This is a genomic window from Azospirillum sp. TSO22-1 (assembly GCF_003116015.1).
Taxonomy (GTDB): domain Bacteria; phylum Pseudomonadota; class Alphaproteobacteria; order Azospirillales; family Azospirillaceae; genus Azospirillum.
The window spans coordinates 53,855-72,129 of record NZ_LGQZ01000003.1 but is presented as its reverse complement, the minus strand read 5'-3'; the positions used below and the strand labels follow the sequence as shown (position 1 = coordinate 72,129).

Here is an 18,275-nt window from a genome sequence, read left to right as displayed (position 1 = left end):
CGCCGCGTCGCCGGCCGGCGCCAGGGCGGTCGGCGCGTGCAGCAGCAGCACGGCGTCGGCCGCGCGCTCCGCCTGCACGTCGCGCAACGCGTCGGCGTAGGCGGCGCCGTCCGCCCCTTCGCCGAGGTCGCGCGGCGGCCCGGCCAGCCGCCCGCCGCCGGCAAGCAGCGCGTCCGCCGCCAGCCGCGCGATGCCGCGCCCGTTGGCGACGATGGCGAGGCGGTCGCCCTTCACCGGCACGCCGACGGCCAGCGCCGCCAGCGCGTCGAACAGCTCGTCCAGCGCGTGCACGCGCAGCAGGCCGGCACGGCGGATCGCGGCGTCGAACACCGCGTCCGGCGTGCCGTCCTCCGGAATCGTTTTATTAAGTTGGCCCCCCGTGCGCAGCACGATCACCGGCTTGACGCGCGACACCGCCCGCGCCGCCGACAGGAAGCGCCGCGCCCCGCCCGCGTCCTTGGTGGTGACCTCGTCGAGCACCAGCAGCACCGACTGGCACTCGCGCTCCAGCGCCAGGTAGTTCAGCACTTCGCCGAAGCCGACGTCGGCCATCTCGCCCAGCGCCGCCACGTGCGAGAAGCCGACGTCGCGGCGCAGCGCCCAGTCCAGCACCGCGCCGGCCAGCGTGCCCGACTGCGCCACCAGCGCCACCCGTCCGGCCTGCGGCGCGCGGTGGAAGGAGCCGGCGGCGAAGCGGCGCCCCGGCACCGCCACGCCCAGGCTGGCCGGGCCGAGCACGCGGATGCCGTTGTCCCTGGCGGCGCGGCGCACCGCGTCGCGCACCGCGGCGTCAGGGGCGTGGTCGCCGGTCAGCACCGCGGCGCGCACGCCCCGGCGCCCGGCCTCGGCCACCAGGTCCGGCAGGCGCGCCGCCGGGGCGCACAGCACGGCGAGGTCGGGGGCGGAGCCGAGCCCGTCCGGTGCTGCGGCGCGCGCCACGGCGAGGCCGGCGGTGGCCAGGTTCCTGGCCGCGGCGCGGGCGAGCGGCGCGTCGTCCTCGGCGACCAGCGCCACGCTGCGGGGCCGGAACACCGCCTCCAGTTCGCGCACCGTCATGCGTCCTCCCTGCACCGGCTTGCGTTTCGCCGGCGGCTCGGCCAGTTTTGCAGCCATGATACTCCCCGTGGCGCCGTAAGAAAGCGCGACGGTCTGAAGCATGATGCTGGGCGCGGAGAGGAACAGTGGAACAGCTCGACACGACGATCTTCGAGGCGCTGCTGGCGGTGGCGCCGGAGGCCGATCCGGCGGCGCTCGACCCCGAGCGGCCGTTCCGCGACCAGATCGACATCGATTCGGTGGATTTCCTGAACTTCGTGCTGGGCCTGGAGAAGCGGCTGAACATCAGCGTCCCGGACCTGGAGTACCCGCAGCTCTCCACGCTCGCCGGCTGCCGCGCCTTCCTGGCGCGGGCGGTGGAAAGCTGCTAGAAGGCCGCCGTACCCGTTCCAGGAGCAAGCGCCATGCCCGCCGTCAAGATCGCCCCGTCCATCCTGTCCGCCGACTTCGCGACGCTGGGGGAGGAGGTGCGCGCGGTGGACGCGGCGGGAGCCGACTACATCCACATCGACGTGATGGACGGCCACTTCGTGCCGAACATCACCATCGGCCCGGCGGTGGTGAAGGCGCTGCGCCCGCACACGGCGAAGCCCTTCGACGTGCACCTGATGATCAGCCCGGTCGACCTCTACATCCCGGAGTTCGCCAAGGCCGGCGCCGACATCATCACCGTTCACCCGGAGGCCGGCCCGCACCTGCACCGCACCGTGCAGCTGATCAAGAGCCTGGGCAAGAAGGCCGGCGTGTCGCTCAACCCGGCGACGCCGGTGCAGGCGGTCGATCACATCCTCGAGGACATCGACCTCGTGCTGGTGATGACGGTGAACCCCGGCTTCGGCGGGCAGAGCTTCATCATGAGCCAGCTGCCGAAGATCCGCGAGTTGCGCCGCCGCATCGATGCGCTGGGCAAGCCGATCGACCTGCAGGTCGACGGCGGCATCAACCCGGAGACGGCGCGCATCGCCGTCGAGGCCGGCGCCGACGTGCTGGTCGCCGGCACCGCCACCTTCACCGGCGGCCCGGCGAAGTACGCCGACAACATCCGCGCCGTGCGCGGGTAGCCGACAGGCCCCGCCCGGCCCCGGAGAACGCTCCCTCATCCGTCCGGACCGCCGGCCCACCGGCAAGGTCCGCCACGGAATGGCTGCCCCGGATGCGCCCCCGGATGCGACGCCCCCGCCGCAGAACCAATCCTGCGTTCGCCCGTTATTCCTGTCGGGCGTGCAACGGGCCCGCATCACAGGGAGAGTCGCATGGAGATCCTCTGGACCATCATCATCGGGTTCCTGGCCGGTATCGTCGCCAAGTTCCTGATGCCCGGCCGTGATCCGGGCGGTTTCATCATCACCACGCTGCTCGGCATCGCCGGCGCGTTCGTCGCCACCTACCTCGGCCAGGCCGTGGGCTGGTACCGGGCCGGCGACGGCGCGGGCTTCATCGGCGCCGTGGTCGGCGCGATCGTCATCCTGGCCATCTACCGCATGGTCGTCGGCCGCAGCAGCACCACGGTGTGAACCGGGTCCGCGAAGAAAACCGGGGCAAACGAAACCGGGGCCGCCCGCACGGGCCGCCCCGGTTTTTTCGTGCCTGACGCGCCCCTTACGCCGCCGCCACCGGCGTCGGCATGAACACCGCCCGCGCAATCGCTGCCCTCACCGCATCGGCGGTGAACGGCTTGCGCACCACCTGCCCCAGGTGGCGGGCGTCGCGCTCCAGCAACTCGTCGTCGAAGGCGGTGACGAAGATGGTGCGCAGCGCCTTCTGCTGGCGCAGCGCGCGCGCCACCGCGATGCCGTTGTCGCCGTCGGCCAGCCGCACGTCGAGCAGCGCCAGCGTCGGCCGCTCCGCCTCGGCGAGTTCCAGCGCCTCGCGCTCGTTGGCGGCGGTACCGCACACCACATGGCCCATGTCGGTGACCAGCGTGCCGATCTCCAGCGCCAGGATCGGGTTGTCCTCCACCACCAGCACCCGCTGCGTCAGCGCGTTGCGCACCGCGTTGCGCGCCGTGGTCAGCCGCTGCGCCGCCTCGGCGGGCGCGATGTGCAGCACCTGCCCCACCTCGGTCAGCGACAGGTCCTCCAGCGCCACCAGCAGATAGACGCGCCGCTCGCCCTCGGGCAGCCGGCTCAGCGCCCGCTCGATGGGGTGCGGCGAGGGCACCGGACGACCGCCCGCCCCCTCCGCGCCGTCCTCGTCGAACAGCAGGTTGAGCAGCGCGTACAGCGGCACGCGGGAGTCGTTGTCCAGCCCGAAGCGGGTTGGCGCCATCATCGCCACCTCGACGCAGCTGGTCACCAGATCGTCGCCGCGGTCGGTCGCCCCGGTCAGCGCGCGGGCGTAGCGCCTGAGGTAGGGGAGATGGGATTGCAGTTGGCGTGCATAGACTCGCATGGCCGGATATCCCGTCCCGGAAGCGGCGCCCTTATCGGCGCCCCGACGTAATTTCTTAACTGACGGTTAACGTATCACGGCGTGCGCGACGGGACGAACCGAAAAAAAGCCCAAGCCCGCTATCCCATTGGCAGAGCCCCGAAGGCGGAGGTCAGCGCGCCTGTTCGCGCAGCCGGCGCGAGCGCCACTCCCACGGCTTCTCCACCCGGCCGGCCCACAGGCCCATCTTCTTGCTCTGGGCATAGGCTTCCGCCTTCTGGTAGGCCTGGGTGAGGCCCCAGAACTGGAACGCCCAGCCGCGCGCCACCATGGCGCCGCCCAGGTCGATGCCGCGCACCCGGCACTCGCCCTGCTTCTGCCGGTTGCGGTCCTCGTCGGCGACGGTGCACTCGACCTCCTGGTCCTTGATCAGGCCGGCCAGCACGTCGCGGGCGATGGTGAAGCAGTCCAGCTCGTGGCCGTAGCGGTTCCTGCACTTCTGCCCCGGATCGGGGGCGTCGATGCCCATCAGCCGCACCGTGGTGCCGGCGACGCTCAGCAGGTCGCCCTCCAGCGCCTTGCCCTCGCCCCTGATGGTGGCGTTGGGAACGCCGGAGAACTTGCCGGGCTTCTGCGCGGTGGCGGCCGACACCGGCCCCGCCACCAGCACGGCCAGGAGAATCACGATCGGCTCAGAACAGCGTGGGCGGCGCATCGACGCGGACTATGCAGGATTCATCGTCGTTGCGCACGCTGTTGACGCGGGTGCTCACCGGGTACGCCTCCAGGTCGGCGTCCGGCGCCGGACGCAGCAGGTCCTGCACCACCGGCAGCGGCGCGCCGGGATCGAGCCAGAGGTCCCAGTCCCCCGGCGCCACGACCACCGGCATGCGGTCGTGCAGCGGCCGCAGCACCGCGTTGGCCGCGGTGGTGACGATGGCGGCACTCTGCATCGGCTGCGGCTGCCCCTTCGGTCCGGGCCAGCTCTCCCACAGCCCGGCCAGCGCCAGCGGCGCCCGGTCGCGGCGGCGGATGGCGTAGGGCTGCTTGCGCTTGCCCTCGGCCCTCCACTCGTAGAAGGCGTCGATGGGAATCAGGCAGCGGCGGTGCCGGAAGGCGGTGCGGAAGGCCGGCTTGTCGGCCAGCGTCTCGGCGCGCGCGTTGATCATCCGGGCGCCGATGGCCGGGTCGTCCGCCCAGTGCGGCACGAGGCCCCAGCGCAGCAACGCCAGATGGTTGCCGTCTTCTTCCCGCCGCACGGCGGCGATGTCCTGCGTCGGCGCGACGTTCCAGCGCGGGGCGAGGTTCGGCGATTCCGGAAACCGGAACAGCTCCTTCAGCGCCGAGACGGGGGTGGTGAGGACGAAGCGACCGCACATCCCCCGCATATCGGGTCGGGGTTTCCCTTTGCCAAGGCACGGCCTATCTTCCGGGGTGCCCCGTTCCCGACGACTCCCCCGACGACAGGATCCCCCATGCAGAAGTTCGGCATCGGCCAGGCGGTTCCGCGGACCGAGGACGCGCGCCTCCTCACCGGCGGCGGCCGCTACACCGACGACGTTTCGCTGCCCGGCCAGACCCACGCCGTGTTCGTCCGCTCGCCGCACGCACACGCCGCGATCCGCGGCATCGACGCGGCGGAGGCGCGCGCCCTGCCCGGCGTGCTGGGGGTCTTCACCATCGACGACCTGGACGCCGACGGCGTCGGCCCGATCCGCTGCCAGTCGCCGCTGAAGAACCGCGACGGCTCGCCCTACAGGGCGCCGCAGCGCCCGGCGCTGGCCCGCGGCCGGGTGCGCCACGTCGGCGACGCGGTGGCCGTGGTGGTGGCCGAGACCCTGGACGCCGCCCGCGACGCCGCCGAGCTGGTGATGGTCGACTACGACGAGCTGCCCGCCGTCACCGACACCGCCGGCGCGCTGGAGCCCGGCCAGCCGCAGATCTGGGACGAGGCGCCCGGCAACCTCTGCTTCGACTGGGAGACCGGCGACGAGGCGGCGGCCGACGCCGCCTTTGCCCGGGCCGACCGCGTGGTGTCGCTGGACCTCGTCAACAACCGCGTCGTCGCCAGCCCGATGGAGGGCCGCGCCTGCCTCGCCGCGGTGGAGGACGGCACCGGGCGCCTCGTCCTGCACGTCTCCAGCCAGGGCGTGCACAGCCTGCGCAGCCAGCTCAAGAGCATCTTCAAGGTGCCGGAGGCGCAGCTGCGCGTGATCACCGGCGACGTCGGCGGCGGCTTCGGCATGAAGCTGTTCATGTACCCGGAATACGTCGTCACCCTGTTCGCCGCCCGCCGGCTGAACCGCCCGGTCAAGTGGGCGTCGGAACGCATCGAGGCCTTCCTCAGCGACGACCACGGCCGCGACAACGTCACCACCATCACGCTGGCGCTGGACAAGGACGGCCACTTCCTCGGCCTGAAGGTGGACACCGTCGCCAACCTGGGCGCCTACCTGTCGAACTACGGGCCGTTCATCCCGACCGACGCGGGGTCGGCGATGCTGGTCGGCTCCTACCGCACGCCGGCGCTGCACGTGCACGTGCGCGGCAGCTTCACCAACACCCAGCCGGTGGACGCCTACCGCGGCGCCGGCCGCCCCGAGGCGGCCTACATGCTGGAGCGCGTCATCGACCACGCGGCGCGCAGCCTGGGCCTCTCCCCCGCCGAGATCCGCCGGCGCAACTTCATCCCGCCGGACTCCATGCCCTACGCCACGCCGCTGGGCCAGACCTACGACACCGGCGACTTCCGGCAGAACCTGGAGGACGCGCTGGGCATGGCCGACGTCGCCGGCCTCGACGCCCGCAAGGCGGAGGCCAAGCGCCGCGGCCGGCTGCGCGGCCTGGGGCTGAGCACCTACATCGAGGCGTGCTCGGGCGGCGGGCCGGAGCAGGCGACGGTGGAGATCCTCAAGGACGGCCGCGCCATCCTGATGATCGGCACCCAGACCAACGGCCAGGGCCACGAGACCGCCTACAAGCAGATCCTCTCAGACCGCCTGGGGCTGGCGCCCGAGGACATCGAGGTGGTGCAGGGCGACACCGACCGCGTCAGCTTCGGCGCCGGCACCGGCGGCTCGCGCTCGGTCCCCGTCGGCGGCGCCGCGCTGGCCGAGAGCGCGAAGAAGGTCATCGAGACGGCGACACCGCTCGCCGCCGAGTTGCTGGAGGCGGCCTCGGTGGACGTGGAGTTCAAGGACGGCGCCTTCACCATCGTCGGCACCGACCACTCGGTCTCGCTGAAGCAGGTGGCGGAAAAGGCGGCGGGCGTGGGCGCGGTGGCGTTCTCGGAAGCGGCACGCTGGACGCCGCCGGCCAGCACCTTCCCCAACGGCTGCCACGTCTGCGAGGTGGAGGTCGATCCCGACACCGGCGAGGTCGAGGTGGTGTGCTACACCGTGGTCGACGATTTCGGCACGGTGGTGAACCCGGCGCTGGTCAAGGGACAGATCCACGGCGGCGTCGCCCAGGGCATCGGGCAGGCGCTGCACGAGCGGGTGGTGTACGACCCGGACTCGGGCCAGCTGCTCAGCGCCTCCTTCACCGACTACAGCCTGCCGCGCGCCTACGACCTGCCCTTCGTCGAGGTGAAGCTGAACCGCGTGCCCAGCACCACCAACGCGCTGGGCATGAAGGGGGCCGGCGAGGCCGGCGCCATCGGCGCGCCCCCCGCGGTGATCAACGCGCTGGTCGACGCGCTGTCGGAGTACGGGATCGAGCACATCGACATGCCGGCGACGCCCGAGGTCCTGTGGCGGCTGATTCACGAGCGGCGGGCGGCGGCGTAGTTGCCGCAGGCCTCCCCCAGCTCCGCTGGGGGCGTGGAGCCGGTGCCGAAGGCAACGAGCGCCGGAGGCGATCGTAGGCGGAGCGCGGTCGTCCGGCTTGCGGGCGACCGGTGGTTGGGTGGGGGCAGCGGCCTTGCCGGCCCACGGAAAGTCTTGCCGAAGGTCGCGTGCCATTATAGGATATAGATCCTATTCAAGGCCGACCAACGAACGACGAACTGAACAGCCCCCGCACATTGTTCCATGGTGTTTCACAGTGTTCCATTCGCCCTCCCGCAAGGCCGCTGCCCCCTCCTAACCTCCCCCAGCGGGGCTGGGGGAGGGATTTACGACCGCCCGCGCCATGTACGTCATCCCCCCGCCGTACGAGGCCAGCGCCGCCGGCTGCCCGGCCCGGGCCGTGAAGCCCTGCCGGTCCCAATACCCCCGTGCCTCCGGCGTCGAGGTCAGCGCCAGCCACGCGAAGCCCTCCAGCACCGCCAGGTCCCGTGCATGGTCCAGGGCCGCCGCCGCCAGCCCGCCGCCCCGCGCCGCCGGCAGCAGCGCCACGTCGTGCAGGTACAGGCAATCCGCGCCGTCCGGCAGCCGCCCCAGCATCGAGTCGAGCGTCGGCGGTTCCCCCAGCCGCCCCGGGTGCAGAACGGCGTACCCCACCACCGCCCCGTCCCGCTCCGCCATCCGGCATCCCGCCGGGTACAGCCGCAACCGCTCGGCGAAGACCGCGCGCTCCTCCGGATAGCCGGGATGCACGGTAGCGGCGACGTCCAGCACCGTGTCGAGGTCGGTATCCCGCATCGCCCGCCACGTTCCGCCCATTCCCTTACTCCTTTCGCACCCTACCAAGTGCTTCCTGGCACACCCGTTGCGGGTTATGGTTTTATGACGAGAACCCTGGAGGACACCATGACCGACCCCGCCGTGGCGAAGCTGCTGCCGACGGTCCGCACCATCGCCCACGAAGCCGGTCAAGTCATCCTGCGCTTCTACAACGACCGGTACGATGTCGCCACCAAGGCGGACGGCAGCCCGGTCACCCAGGCCGACCATGCAGCCGAGGCGGTGATCCTGCCGGCACTCCATCACCTCACCCCCGGCGTGCCGGTGGTGGCGGAGGAGGAGGTGGCGGCCGGCCGCATCCCCGACATCTCGGGCGGCCGCTTCTGGCTGGTCGATCCGCTCGACGGCACCAAGGAGTTCCTGAACCGCAACGGCGAGTTCACCGTCAACATCGCGCTGGTCGAGCGGGGCCTGCCGGTGCTCGGCGTCGTCTACGCCCCGGCGACCGGCGCCCTCTACGCCGGCGCCGGCCCGGGCACCGCCGTGCACTGGATCGAGGGCCGGCACGACTACCCGATCGCGGTCCGCCCCCCACCGGCCGAGGGCCTGACGGTGGTCGCCAGCCGCTCGCACGGCGACGCGGCGGAGACCGACAAGTTCCTCGCCGCCTACACGGTGAAGGACTGCATGTCCTGCGGTTCGTCGCTGAAGTTCTGCACGGTGGCGGCGGGCAAGGCCGACCTCTACCCGCGCTTCGGCCCGACCAGCGAGTGGGACACCGCCGCCGGCCACGCCGTGCTGCTGGCCGCCGGCGGCCGGGTCTGCGCCGGCACCGGCACGGACGCTCTGCGCTACGGCAAGCCGGACTTCCGCAACCCGCACTTCGTCGCCTACGGGGCGTGACGTGACGACGCTGTGCGACGCGGCGCGGACGGTGCTGACCACCGCCGCGCCGGCCGACAAGGTGCGCCTCACCCGCGAACACGCCGCGGCGTGGCGCGACGGCCGGATCGCCGAGGTCGGCACCGCCGCCCCGCCCGACCGCCCCGCCCGGCCCGACAAGCCGGAACTGCGCCTGCCCCGCGACATGCCGAAGCGCGGCCGCGGCGGCAGCGCACAGAACCGCCTGGCGCTGCTGCACGCGCTGGCGCACATCGAACTGAACGCCATCGACCTCGCCTGGGACATCGTCGCCCGCTTCACCGCCACGCCGATGCCCAAGGGCTTCTACGACGACTGGGTGCAGGTCGCCGACGACGAGGCGCGGCACTTCGACCTGCTGGAGACGCGGCTGAACGCGCTCGGCTCCGGCTACGGCGCGCTGCCCGCCCACGACGGCCTGTGGCAGGCGGCGCAGACCACCGCGCACGACCTCGCCACCCGGCTGGCGCTGGTGCCGATGGTGCTGGAGGCCCGCGGCCTCGACGTCACCCCCGACACGGTGCGCCGCCTGCGCGAGGTCGGCGACAGCGAGAGCGCCGACATCCTGCAGCTGATCTTCGAGGAGGAGATCACCCATGTCGCCTCCGGCCGCCGCTGGTTCGGCCACCTGTGCGCGCAGGCCGGGAAGGACCCGGTGGAGGCGTGGCAGGACCTGGTGCGCAAGCACTTCAAGGGCTCGCTGAAGCGGCCTTTCAACGTGGACGGCCGCCGCCAAGCCGACTTCGGCCCGGAGTTCTACGAGCCGCTGGCGGAGGGGTGAGGCGCTACCGCCCCAGTTCCGCCATCAGTGCCGGGATCTCCGCCAGCAGTTCCCTGGCCAGGAACCCCAGCGGCCCGCGCGAGTGGGCCAGCCGGTTTCCGGCCTCGCCGTGCAGGTGGACGCTCCACAGCGCCGCGCGCACCGGCTCGGCGCCGCGCGCCGCCAAGCCCGCCACCACGCCGGCCAACGTATCGCCGGAGCCCGAGGTCGCCAGGCCGACGTTGCCGTCCTCGTAGGTCCAGCAGTGGCCGTCTGGCGCCACGATGCAGGTGCACGGGCCCTTCAGCGCCACCACCGCCTGGAATTCCGCCGCCACCCGCCGCGCCGTGCCGGGCTGATCGCCCTCCACCGCCGCGCGGCCGATGCCGCACAGCGCCGCCATCTCGCCGGCGTGCGGCGTCAGGATGGTGCGGCCGGCACGGCGGCGCAGCGCGTCCTTCACCGCGCCCAGGCATGGCAGAGAACCGGCATCGATCACCAGGACAGGGCCGGAGTCCAATCCCTCGACCAGCGCCACGGTCAGCGCCGCCACCGCCTCGCTGTCCAGCATGCCGGGACCGAGCAGCACGGCATCACACAACGCCGCCGTTTCGATGAGCCGGTCCGCCGCGGCCGGGTCGATGCCGCCGGCCGGCGTCTCGGGCAGGCCGAACACCCGCGCCTCCGGCACCGCCAGCCCGAGATGCGGGGCGACGTTGCGCACGGTGGCGATCTGCAGCTTGCCGGCGCCGGCCCGCAGCGCCGCGGTGCCGGCCAGAAGCGCGCCGCCCGGCACCTCGGTGCTGCCGCCGATGACCAGCACGCGCCCGCGGTCCTCCTTGTCGCCCTCCGCGCCGGGCTGGGGCAGCGGCAGGGTGCGCAGCAGGTCCGGGGTGACGCGGATCATCGCGCGGCCACGTTGGCGTCGGGCTCGGAGGTCACCGGCGCGCCCGCGCGCTCCAGCGGCGCCACGAAATTGTAGCGCCGCAGGTCCATGCGGCCGGTCGAGGAGGAGGTGGGATCGAAGCCGTACTCGGTCACCGCGCAGTTCGCCACGTCGCCCTCGCGGTCGATGGCGAGGATCTCCTCCTCGGTCAGGTTCTCCAGCAGGTAGCGCAGGCACAGCACCACCACCTGATGGCTGACGATCAGCACCCGCCGGCCGCCCCAGTGCAGGCTGATGGTGTCCATGGCGCTGCGCAGGCGCAGGATGACGTCGCACCAGCTCTCGCCAGCCGGCGGGCGGTGATAGAACTTGCCGAGGATGCGGCGGAACTCCGCCTGCTCCGGATGGTGGCGCTTGATGCCCAGCCGGGTCAGGCGGTCGAGGATGCCGAACTCCTTCTCGCGCAGACGCTCGTCGATGACGAAGTCGGCGATCTCCACGCGCAGCCCGCCGCCGGCCTGGACGATCTCCGCCGTGCGCCGGGCTCGCCGGTAGGGGGAGGCCAGCACCACGTCCGGCCGCTCGTCCGGCGGCAGCGCGGCGAACCAGCGGCCGAGTGCCTGCGACTGCTCCTCGCCGGCCCGGCTCAGCGGCACGTCGACGTCGCGCTCGGCGATGGCGATGTGGGTCAGGCCGGCGGCGTGCGCCGCGTCGCGCGCCACGTTGCCGGCACTCTCGCCATGCCGGACGATCCAAAGCCGCTGGGGCCAGCGCTGCTGCATGACGACCACCGCCCTGCCGTTGTCGGTATCCGGTCAACGGCGGAGGGGTGGGAAAGGTTCACCGTTTCGAGCCGCCGTAGACCTTCGGCTGCGCGAAGTGCAGGTGGTCGACCAGTTCCTTGCTGACGCAGCCGTCGACCGGCAGCCCGGCCTTCTTCTGGTAGGTGCGGACGGCCGACTGGGTTCTGGAGCCCGGCTTGCCGTCTGCAGTGCCGGCGTTGAAGCCATGCTCGTTGAGCTGCTGCTGCGCGTCGGCGACGTAGGCGGTGTAGGTGTCCGGCGGCATGCCGCGCGGGTCGCATTTGGATGCGGCGAACGCCGGCGTCGCGGCGGTGAGGAGGGCGGAGGCGATCAGGATGCGAATCATGCCGGGCCTCAAAGCGAAACAGTATTGCCCCCTCCCAACCTCCCCCCGCTTCGCAGGGGGAGGAGCAATCTCCCCTCCCCTGCGAAGCGGGGGAGGGGTCGGGGGTGGGGGCAAGTGGCTGCGTTACGCCGCCTCTTCGTCGCCCTGGCCCTTGATGCGGGCGGCCAGCGCGGCTTCGAGGAAGCGGTCGAGGTCGCCGTCGAGCACCGCCTGGGACTGCGAGGTCTCGACGTCGGTTCGCAGGTCCTTGACCATCTGGTAGGGGTGCAGGACGTAGGAGCGGATCTGGTGGCCCCAGCCGATGTCGGTCTTGGTGGCCTCCAGCGCCGCGGCGGCGTCCTCGCGGATCTTCAGCTCGCGCTCGTACAGACGGGCGCGCAGCATGTCCCACGCCTTGGAACGGTTCTTGTGCTGCGAGCGCTCCTGCTGGCAGGCCACCACGATGCCGGTGGGCAGGTGCGTGATGCGCACCGCCGAGTCCGTCTTGTTGACGTGCTGGCCGCCGGCGCCCGAGGCCCGGAAGGTGTCGATGCGGCAATCCTTCTCGTTGATCTCGATCTGGATCTTGTCGTCGATCACCGGGCTCACCGACACCGCGGCGAAGCTGGTCTGGCGGCGCGCCTGGCTGTCGAACGGGCTGATGCGCACCAGGCGGTGCACGCCGGCCTCGGTCTTCAGCCAGCCGTAGGCGTTGTGGCCCTTGATCTGCACGGTGGCGGACTTGATGCCGGCCTCTTCGCCCGGGCTCTCTTCCAGCCACTCGGTCTTGTAGCCGTGCTGCTCGCCCCAGCGCGTGTACATGCGCATGAGCATCAGCGCCCAGTCCTGCGCCTCGGTGCCGCCGGCGCCGGCGTTCACCTCGATGAAGCAGTCGTTGGCGTCGGCCTCGCCCGACAGCAGGCTTTCCAGCTGCAGCTTGGCGGCGCGGTCGCGCAGGCCGTACAGGGACTTTTCGGCGTCGGCGACGACGGTCTCGTCACCCTCCGCCTCGCCCATCTCGATGAGGTCCAGGCTATCGCTGAGGTCGCGCTCCAGCGCCCGGTAGCCGTTGACCGCGGTCTCCAGCTGGGTGCGCTCGCGCATGATCGTCTGCGCCTTCTCCGGGTTGTCCCACAGCTTGGGATCCTCGGAGAGGGCGTTCACTTCGTCGAGACGCCGCAGTGCGTTGTCCCAGTCAAAGATGCCTCCTCAGCAGCGCCAGCGATTCGCGAATCTCGCCGGCGGCCGCTTCGATCTCGGCCCGCATCGCGGTACCTCCTCGTCAGCCAGGGGTTGGAAGGGTGTCGGTCGGCGGTTTATGTAGCGCCTCGCGTCCGGCTTTGCACCCCCAAATTCTCCCCCGTTCGGCGCCGGATCGACTCCTCGGGGTACCAGCACATCCGAGGTATCGGCGGCGCCTGCCGCTTTCCGGCTGCCACCTTTCGCTGCAACCGGCCAACTGATTACGCCCTATTCGGGGCCGGGGGCTCCGGATGCCGCCGGGAACACCGCCCGTGCACGCGCTAATTTCGGAGCGTCTTGCAATCTCCGATCCCAGGGTGCTGCGATGAATTTCGCCAGCCTGCAATTCTTGCTCTTCATAACCGCCTTCACCGCGCTGTTCCTGGCGCTGGGACGCACCCGGCTGTTCACCCCGTTCCTGCTGGTCGCCAGCTATGTGTTCTACGGCTATTGGGATTACCGCTTCTGCAGCCTTCTGGCGCTGACCACCGCCATCGACTTCTGGTGTGGTCTGAAAGTGGCCGATGCGTCGGACCGCGCGCGGGCCAGAAGCTACCTGCTGCTCAGCATCGGCAGCAACCTGGCCATCCTGTTCTTCTTCAAGTACTTCAACTTCTTCGTCGACAGCGCGCAGATTGCGCTGGCCGGCCTGGGCTTCGAAGTCGGGCGCACGGCGCTGGAGGTGATCCTGCCGGTCGGCATCTCGTTCTACACCTTCCAGAATCTCAGCTACACCATCGACGTCTACGCCGGCGAGCTGAAGGCCGAGCGCTCCTTCATCAAGTACGCGACCTTCGTGGCGTTCTTCCCGCAGCTGGTCGCCGGCCCCATCGTGCGGGCGCGCGACCTGCTGCCGCAGATCAGCGAGGGCCGGCCGAAGCCGACCTTCGCCATGCAGTTCGCCGGCCTGGAGAAGATGGTCTGGGGCTATTTCCTCAAGCTCGGCTTGGCCGACAACGCGGCGGCGGTGGTCGATGCCCGCTTCACCCAACCGGAGTTCTACAACTCTCTTCACCACGTCATCGGCCTGATCTGCTTCAGCCTGCAGATCTACGGCGACTTCGCCGGCTATTCGCTGATCGCCATCGGGCTGGCGGAGATCTTCGGCTACACGCTGTGCCCGAACTTCGCCCGGCCGTACTTCGCCCGTGGCATGCGCGACTTCTGGCGGCGCTGGCACATCTCGCTGTCCACGTGGTTCCGTGACTACGTCTATATGCCGATGGGCGGCAACCGGACGCAATGGCTGCGCCTGCGCAACGTCACCATCACCATGCTGATCTCCGGCCTGTGGCACGGCGCCGCCTGGACCTTCGTGCTGTGGGGGGCGCTGCACGCCGGACTGATGCTGGCGGAGGACGCGCTGCGCTGGCTCGGCCGCCGCTCCGGCATCCGCCTTCCGGGGCCCGTGCGGACGATAGGGCGGCTGGCGCTGATCCCGCTGGTCTTCCTGCTGGTGACGCTGACCTGGCTGCCGTTCCGCGCCGACGGCCTGCACACGGTCGGCACCATCCTGTCGATCATTGCCCAGGGCGACTTCAGCCTGCCGCACGGCATGCAGCAGGTCAGCACGCTGCTGCGCGTCGCGGTGATCGGGCTGGTCGTGTTCACCGTGGACGCCGCCATCGAGGCCGGCGCGGCGCCCGGCTGGGTGCGCACCGGCGTGGTGGCGCGCACCGTCGCCTGCTCGTCGCTGATCGTGCTTCTGCTGCTGCTCGGCAATTTCGACAACCGCGCCTTCATCTACTTCCAGTTCTAAGGGAGCCCAACCGATGCTGCGCCTTCTCGCATCCCTCGGTCTGATGGCGGCGACGGTGTTCGCCATGGACCGCGTGCTGGCTCCCGAGCTCGGGGCCACCCTGCTGGCCTCCAACGACCGCTTCATGGCGGTCTACCGGCCGGAAACGGCGGCGGATGTGGTGGTGGTCGGCAACAGCCGCGCCGACAACCACTTCCCGCCGTCGGTCCTGCGCCAAACGACCTGCGGCGAGCCGCTGAACATCGGCATGGGCGGCGCGCCGACCACGGTGAACGCCCTGCTGTGGCAGGACTACCTGGAGCGGCACGCGCCGCCGCGCCTGCTGATCGTCGAGCCGACCAGCCTCGTCGATCCGCCGACCGACCTTGCCGACGTGCCGCTGCTGGCCCACTACTCGCCGCGGGTGGACGATTTCCTGCATCGCACGCACGGCGACCTGTGGACCTCCCAGCGCCTGTTCACCCTGCTGGCGTTCAACAACAACCAGACCCTGCGTATGCTGGTCGGCCGCGTCCGCCCGGCGCCGGAGGACCGCACGCTGGACGGTACCATCGGCCCGGAGCAGCGCGCCCACGTCGCCCGCCTGCCGGAGGAGACCATGCCCGACCTGCCCGCCAATTGGCAGGCGCTGGACACCATCATCCGCACGGCACGCGACCGCGGCACGCGGGTGGCGGTGGTGGTGACGCCCTACCTGCCGGCCTACGCCGCCAAGGTCGGCAACTTCGACGCCTTCTTCGCAGAACTGAAGCGGCACCTGCCGGCGGACGTCGCCTTCATCGACGCGCGACGCGCGCTGACCAGCGACGAGCACTTTGCCGACCCGCTGCACATGAACGATGCGGGTGTGCGCGCGCTGTTCGCCGCGCTGGAGCCGGAGCTGCGCCAGCTCGGCACCTGCCCGGTCGATGCCGTCGCCCACCTGGACGCGCCCGGCGCCACCGCCCGGTGAGCCAATCTGCTGAGCAGGCCTAGTACAGCCCGCCCGTCCCCAACGTCGCCGCCGGCGGCGGTGCCGCGGGGGCGCCGGTGGGCAGGCTGCCGCCGTAGGCGGCGCCCGGCGTCCCGCCCATGCCGATCGACTGCGCCGAGCCGTCGAGCACCGCCGGCGGAACGTCGGGGTTGGGCTCGGTGCCGGGCAGGAAGGCCTCCCAGATCGCCTTGCGCTCGCCGGGCTGGGCGAGTTGGCCGGTCTCCGGGTTGACGCGCACGAGGCGCACGCCGGGCGGCACGCGGAACGGCGTGGCCGGGCGGTCCTTCAGCGCCACCTCCATGAAGTCCTTGAACACCGGCACCGCGGCCGAGCCGCCGGTCTCCTTGCCGCCCAGCGAGCGCGGCTGGTCGAAGCCGATGTAGGTGCCGACCGCGAGGTCGGAGGAGAACCCCATGAACCACGCGTCGTTGCTGTCGTTGGTGGTGCCGGTCTTGCCGGCCACCGGCTTGCCGAGCGACAGCAGCTTGGCCGCCGTGCCGCGCTGCACCACGCCCTCCAGCATCGACACCATCTGGTAGACGGTGCGCGGGTCGGCGATGCGCTCGCGGGTGTCGGGCACCGCGGGCACCGGCAGGTTGGGCGCCCAGGCAACGTCCTGACAACCCTGGCAGGGCCGGTTGTCGTGGCGGAAGATGGTCTTGCCGGTGCGGTCCTGGATGCGGTCGATGAAGGTCGGCACGATCTTGCGCCCGCCGTTGACCAGCATGCCGTACGCCGTCGCCATGCGCAGCACGGTCGTCTCGCCGGCGCCCAGCGACATCGGCAGAAAGGGCTGCAGGTTGTCGACGATGCCGAACTTCTCGGCGGTGGCTTTCACCTTGTCCATGCCGATGTGCTTGGCGAGGCGGACGGTCATGACGTTGCGCGACTTCTCGATGCCGGCGCGCAGCGGGGTCGGCCCGTAGAACTGGTGGCTGTAGTTCTCCGGCCGCCAGATCGGCTGGCCGCCGCCGGGGTCGTACTCGAACGGCGCGTCCATCACCAGCGAGGCCGGGGAAAAGCCGTTGTCGAGCGCCGTCAGGTAGACGAACGGCTTGAAGGACGAGCCGGGCTGCCGCATCGCCTGGGTGGCGCGGTTGAACGCGCTCATGTGCGGCGAGAAGCCGCCGACCATGGCCAGCACGCGCCCGGTGTGCGGGTCGAGCGCCGCGAAGCCGCCCTGCACCGCCGGGATCTGGCGCAGGCCGAAGCTGCCCTGCGGCAGGTCCTTGCCGCGCTCGTCCTTGGCCACCGGCTCGACCAGCACCACGTCGCCGAGCTTCAGCACGTCCACCGGCTTGCGGATCTCGGCGCCGAGGAGTTCGCCCTCCTTCCAGGCGCGCGCCCACTTCAGCTCGGACAGCGGGATGCGCCCGCGCATGCCGTCGCCCAGGCCGATCTCGGTGCCGGTGGCGTCATCGTCCTTCAGCACCACGGCCAAGCGCCACGCCTCGCCGCCCGGCGGCATCGGGATGGCGGCCAGCTTCTTGGCCCAGCCGTCGAAGTTCTCCATGCGGGTGATCGGGCCGCGCCAGCCATGCCGGCGGTCGTAGTCGATCAGCCCCTGGCGCAGCGCGCGCGACGCCGTGTCCTGCAGCTTGGGATCCATGGAGGCACGCACAGTCAGCCCGCCCTCGTACAGCGCGCGCTCGCCGTACAGCTTGATCAGCTCGCGGCGGACCTCCTCGGCGAAGTACTCGGCGGTGACGTATTCGGTCTCGTCGCGCTTGCGGATGGTCAGCGGCTCGGCCTGGGCGGCCCGCGCCTCATCAGGCGTGATGTGGCCGTCCTCGGCCATGCGGCCGATCACCCAGTTGCGCCGGGCGATGGCGGCGTCTTTCTGCCGCTCGGGGTGGTAGTTGCTGGGCGCCTTGGGCAGGGCGGCCAGATAGGCGGCCTCGGCGACGGACAGCTCGTCCAGCCCCTTGTTGAAGTAGTTCAGGGCGGCAGCAGCCACACCGTAGGAGCGGAAGCCCAGGAAGATCTCGTTCAGGTACAGCTCGAGGATGCGATCCTTGGTGAAGGCGCGCTCGATGCGCACGGCGAGGATGGCTTCCTTGATCTTGCGGTTGAACGACACCTCGCCGGACAGCAGCATGTTCTTGGCGACCTGCTGCGTGATGGTCGAGGCGCCGACCGGCCGGCGGTCGGAGCCGAAATTCTCGACGTTGGTCAGCACCGCGCGCACGATGCCCAGCGGGTCGATGCCCTTGTGCTGGTAGAAGCTCTTGTCCTCGGCGGACAGGAAGGCGCTGCTGACGCGCTTCGGAATCGCGTCGATGGGCACGAAGACGCGCTTCTCGGCGGCGAACTCGGCCAGCAGGCGGCCGTCGCCGGCGTAGACGCGGGTGGTCACTGGCGGCTGGTAGTTGGCCAGCTTGGTGTAGTCCGGCAGGTCGTGGTTGTAGTGGTCGATGAGCCACACCAGAGCGCCCGCCCCGGCGATCGCCAGCATCAACAGACCCATCAGAAGCCGCAGCAGCAGACGCATGTCCCGAACCCGATCCAACGCACCAGAAGCCCGGTCGCGCGGCGCCGGGCTGAGCGGCGCATCCTACACCCGGAGGGGGGACGCGCCGACTCCTACGTTCGATTGGCAGGAAAATGTGACACCC

Annotated in this window: 18 protein-coding genes; 8 read left to right on the top strand and 10 right to left on the bottom strand. The window is 71.1% G+C overall.

Going from position 1 to position 18,275, the window contains the following annotated elements:
• Positions 1–1,113, bottom strand: a 1,113-nt coding sequence (locus TSO221_RS00995) for a CoA-binding protein (RefSeq protein ID WP_199229353.1), incomplete at its 3' end; no start/stop codon positions are given.
• Between the two features lie 68 nt (positions 1,114–1,181).
• Between TSO221_RS00995 and TSO221_RS00990 the strand changes: the two genes are divergently transcribed.
• The 3 genes from TSO221_RS00990 to TSO221_RS00980 all read left to right on the top strand — a co-directional run bounded on the left by TSO221_RS00990 (position 1,182) and on the right by TSO221_RS00980 (position 2,570).
• The gene (locus TSO221_RS00990) at positions 1,182–1,427 is read left to right on the top strand and encodes an acyl carrier protein (protein WP_109116616.1); all 246 of its coding nucleotides are present in this window, start codon (positions 1,182–1,184) and stop codon (positions 1,425–1,427) included.
• 33 nt (positions 1,428–1,460) lie between these two features.
• Positions 1,461–2,117 (top strand): ribulose-phosphate 3-epimerase, encoded by a 657-nt coding sequence (gene rpe / locus TSO221_RS00985; protein WP_109116615.1) that lies wholly within the window; start codon positions 1,461–1,463, stop codon positions 2,115–2,117.
• A gap of 192 nt (positions 2,118–2,309) precedes the next feature.
• Positions 2,310–2,570, top strand: coding sequence for a GlsB/YeaQ/YmgE family stress response membrane protein (locus tag TSO221_RS00980; protein ID WP_109116614.1), 261 nt, complete (start codon positions 2,310–2,312; stop codon positions 2,568–2,570).
• Between the two features lie 85 nt (positions 2,571–2,655).
• Here the strand turns inward: TSO221_RS00980 and TSO221_RS00975 are convergent, their stop codons facing one another.
• From TSO221_RS00975 to TSO221_RS00965, 3 genes are all read right to left on the bottom strand, one after another.
• Complete coding sequence (locus tag TSO221_RS00975; RefSeq protein WP_109116613.1) at positions 2,656–3,447, bottom strand: response regulator; 792 nt, start codon at positions 3,445–3,447, stop codon at positions 2,656–2,658.
• Positions 3,448–3,598: 151 nt separating this feature from the next.
• The gene (locus TSO221_RS00970) at positions 3,599–4,111 is read right to left on the bottom strand and encodes a thermonuclease family protein (RefSeq protein ID WP_247877865.1); all 513 of its coding nucleotides are present in this window, start codon (positions 4,109–4,111) and stop codon (positions 3,599–3,601) included.
• 7 nt (positions 4,112–4,118) lie between these two features.
• A complete protein-coding gene (locus TSO221_RS00965; RefSeq protein WP_109116612.1) occupies positions 4,119–4,805 on the bottom strand; it encodes an SOS response-associated peptidase in 687 nt (228 codons plus the stop codon).
• 96 nt (positions 4,806–4,901) lie between these two features.
• Between TSO221_RS00965 and TSO221_RS00960 the strand changes: the two genes are divergently transcribed.
• Positions 4,902–7,214, top strand: a complete 2,313-nt coding sequence (locus tag TSO221_RS00960) for a xanthine dehydrogenase family protein molybdopterin-binding subunit (RefSeq protein ID WP_109116611.1) — start codon at positions 4,902–4,904, stop codon at positions 7,212–7,214.
• A gap of 294 nt (positions 7,215–7,508) precedes the next feature.
• Here the strand turns inward: TSO221_RS00960 and TSO221_RS00955 are convergent, their stop codons facing one another.
• Positions 7,509–8,030, bottom strand: a complete 522-nt coding sequence (locus TSO221_RS00955) for a GNAT family N-acetyltransferase (RefSeq protein WP_109116610.1) — start codon at positions 8,028–8,030, stop codon at positions 7,509–7,511.
• Between the two features lie 87 nt (positions 8,031–8,117).
• Between TSO221_RS00955 and cysQ the strand changes: the two genes are divergently transcribed.
• Both cysQ and TSO221_RS00945 read left to right on the top strand, forming a co-directional pair.
• Positions 8,118–8,894, top strand: a complete 777-nt coding sequence (cysQ, locus tag TSO221_RS00950) for a 3'(2'),5'-bisphosphate nucleotidase CysQ (RefSeq protein WP_109116609.1) — start codon at positions 8,118–8,120, stop codon at positions 8,892–8,894.
• Between the two features lies 1 nt (position 8,895).
• On the top strand, positions 8,896–9,693 hold the full coding sequence (locus TSO221_RS00945; RefSeq protein WP_109116608.1) for a ferritin-like domain-containing protein: 798 nt from the start codon (positions 8,896–8,898) through the stop codon (positions 9,691–9,693).
• A gap of 4 nt (positions 9,694–9,697) precedes the next feature.
• Here TSO221_RS00945 and TSO221_RS00940 read toward each other — a convergent pair whose 3' ends face one another.
• The 4 genes from TSO221_RS00940 to prfB all read right to left on the bottom strand — a co-directional run bounded on the left by TSO221_RS00940 (position 9,698) and on the right by prfB (position 12,953).
• The gene (locus tag TSO221_RS00940) at positions 9,698–10,579 is read right to left on the bottom strand and encodes an NAD(P)H-hydrate dehydratase (RefSeq protein WP_109116607.1); all 882 of its coding nucleotides are present in this window, start codon (positions 10,577–10,579) and stop codon (positions 9,698–9,700) included.
• Positions 10,576–11,340, bottom strand: a complete 765-nt coding sequence (locus TSO221_RS00935) for a histidine phosphatase family protein (RefSeq protein WP_109116606.1) — start codon at positions 11,338–11,340, stop codon at positions 10,576–10,578. The genes TSO221_RS00940 and TSO221_RS00935 overlap by 4 nt, the downstream gene beginning before the upstream one ends.
• 58 nt (positions 11,341–11,398) lie before the next feature.
• Positions 11,399–11,707, bottom strand: coding sequence for a peptidoglycan-binding domain-containing protein (locus tag TSO221_RS00930; RefSeq protein WP_109116605.1), 309 nt, complete (start codon positions 11,705–11,707; stop codon positions 11,399–11,401).
• A gap of 123 nt (positions 11,708–11,830) precedes the next feature.
• A protein-coding gene (gene prfB / locus TSO221_RS00925; protein ID WP_109116604.1) for a peptide chain release factor 2 occupies positions 11,831–12,953 on the bottom strand; the annotation gives its coding sequence in 2 pieces (ribosomal slippage) (positions 11,831–12,883 and positions 12,885–12,953; 1,122 coding nt in all).
• Positions 12,954–13,253: 300 nt separating this feature from the next.
• Here prfB and TSO221_RS00920 point away from each other — a divergent pair.
• Together TSO221_RS00920 and TSO221_RS00915 are read left to right on the top strand one after the other, a co-directional pair.
• Positions 13,254–14,687, top strand: a complete 1,434-nt coding sequence (locus tag TSO221_RS00920; protein WP_109116603.1) for an MBOAT family O-acyltransferase — start codon at positions 13,254–13,256, stop codon at positions 14,685–14,687.
• Between the two features lie 13 nt (positions 14,688–14,700).
• Complete coding sequence (locus TSO221_RS00915) at positions 14,701–15,639, top strand: hypothetical protein (protein ID WP_109116602.1); 939 nt, start codon at positions 14,701–14,703, stop codon at positions 15,637–15,639.
• Positions 15,640–15,658: 19 nt separating this feature from the next.
• Here TSO221_RS00915 and TSO221_RS00910 read toward each other — a convergent pair whose 3' ends face one another.
• Positions 15,659–18,151 carry a penicillin-binding protein 1A gene (locus tag TSO221_RS00910; protein ID WP_109116601.1) on the bottom strand — a complete coding sequence of 831 codons (2,493 nt, stop codon included), beginning with the start codon at positions 18,149–18,151 and terminating at the stop codon, positions 15,659–15,661.
• Positions 18,152–18,275 lie beyond the last annotated feature (124 nt).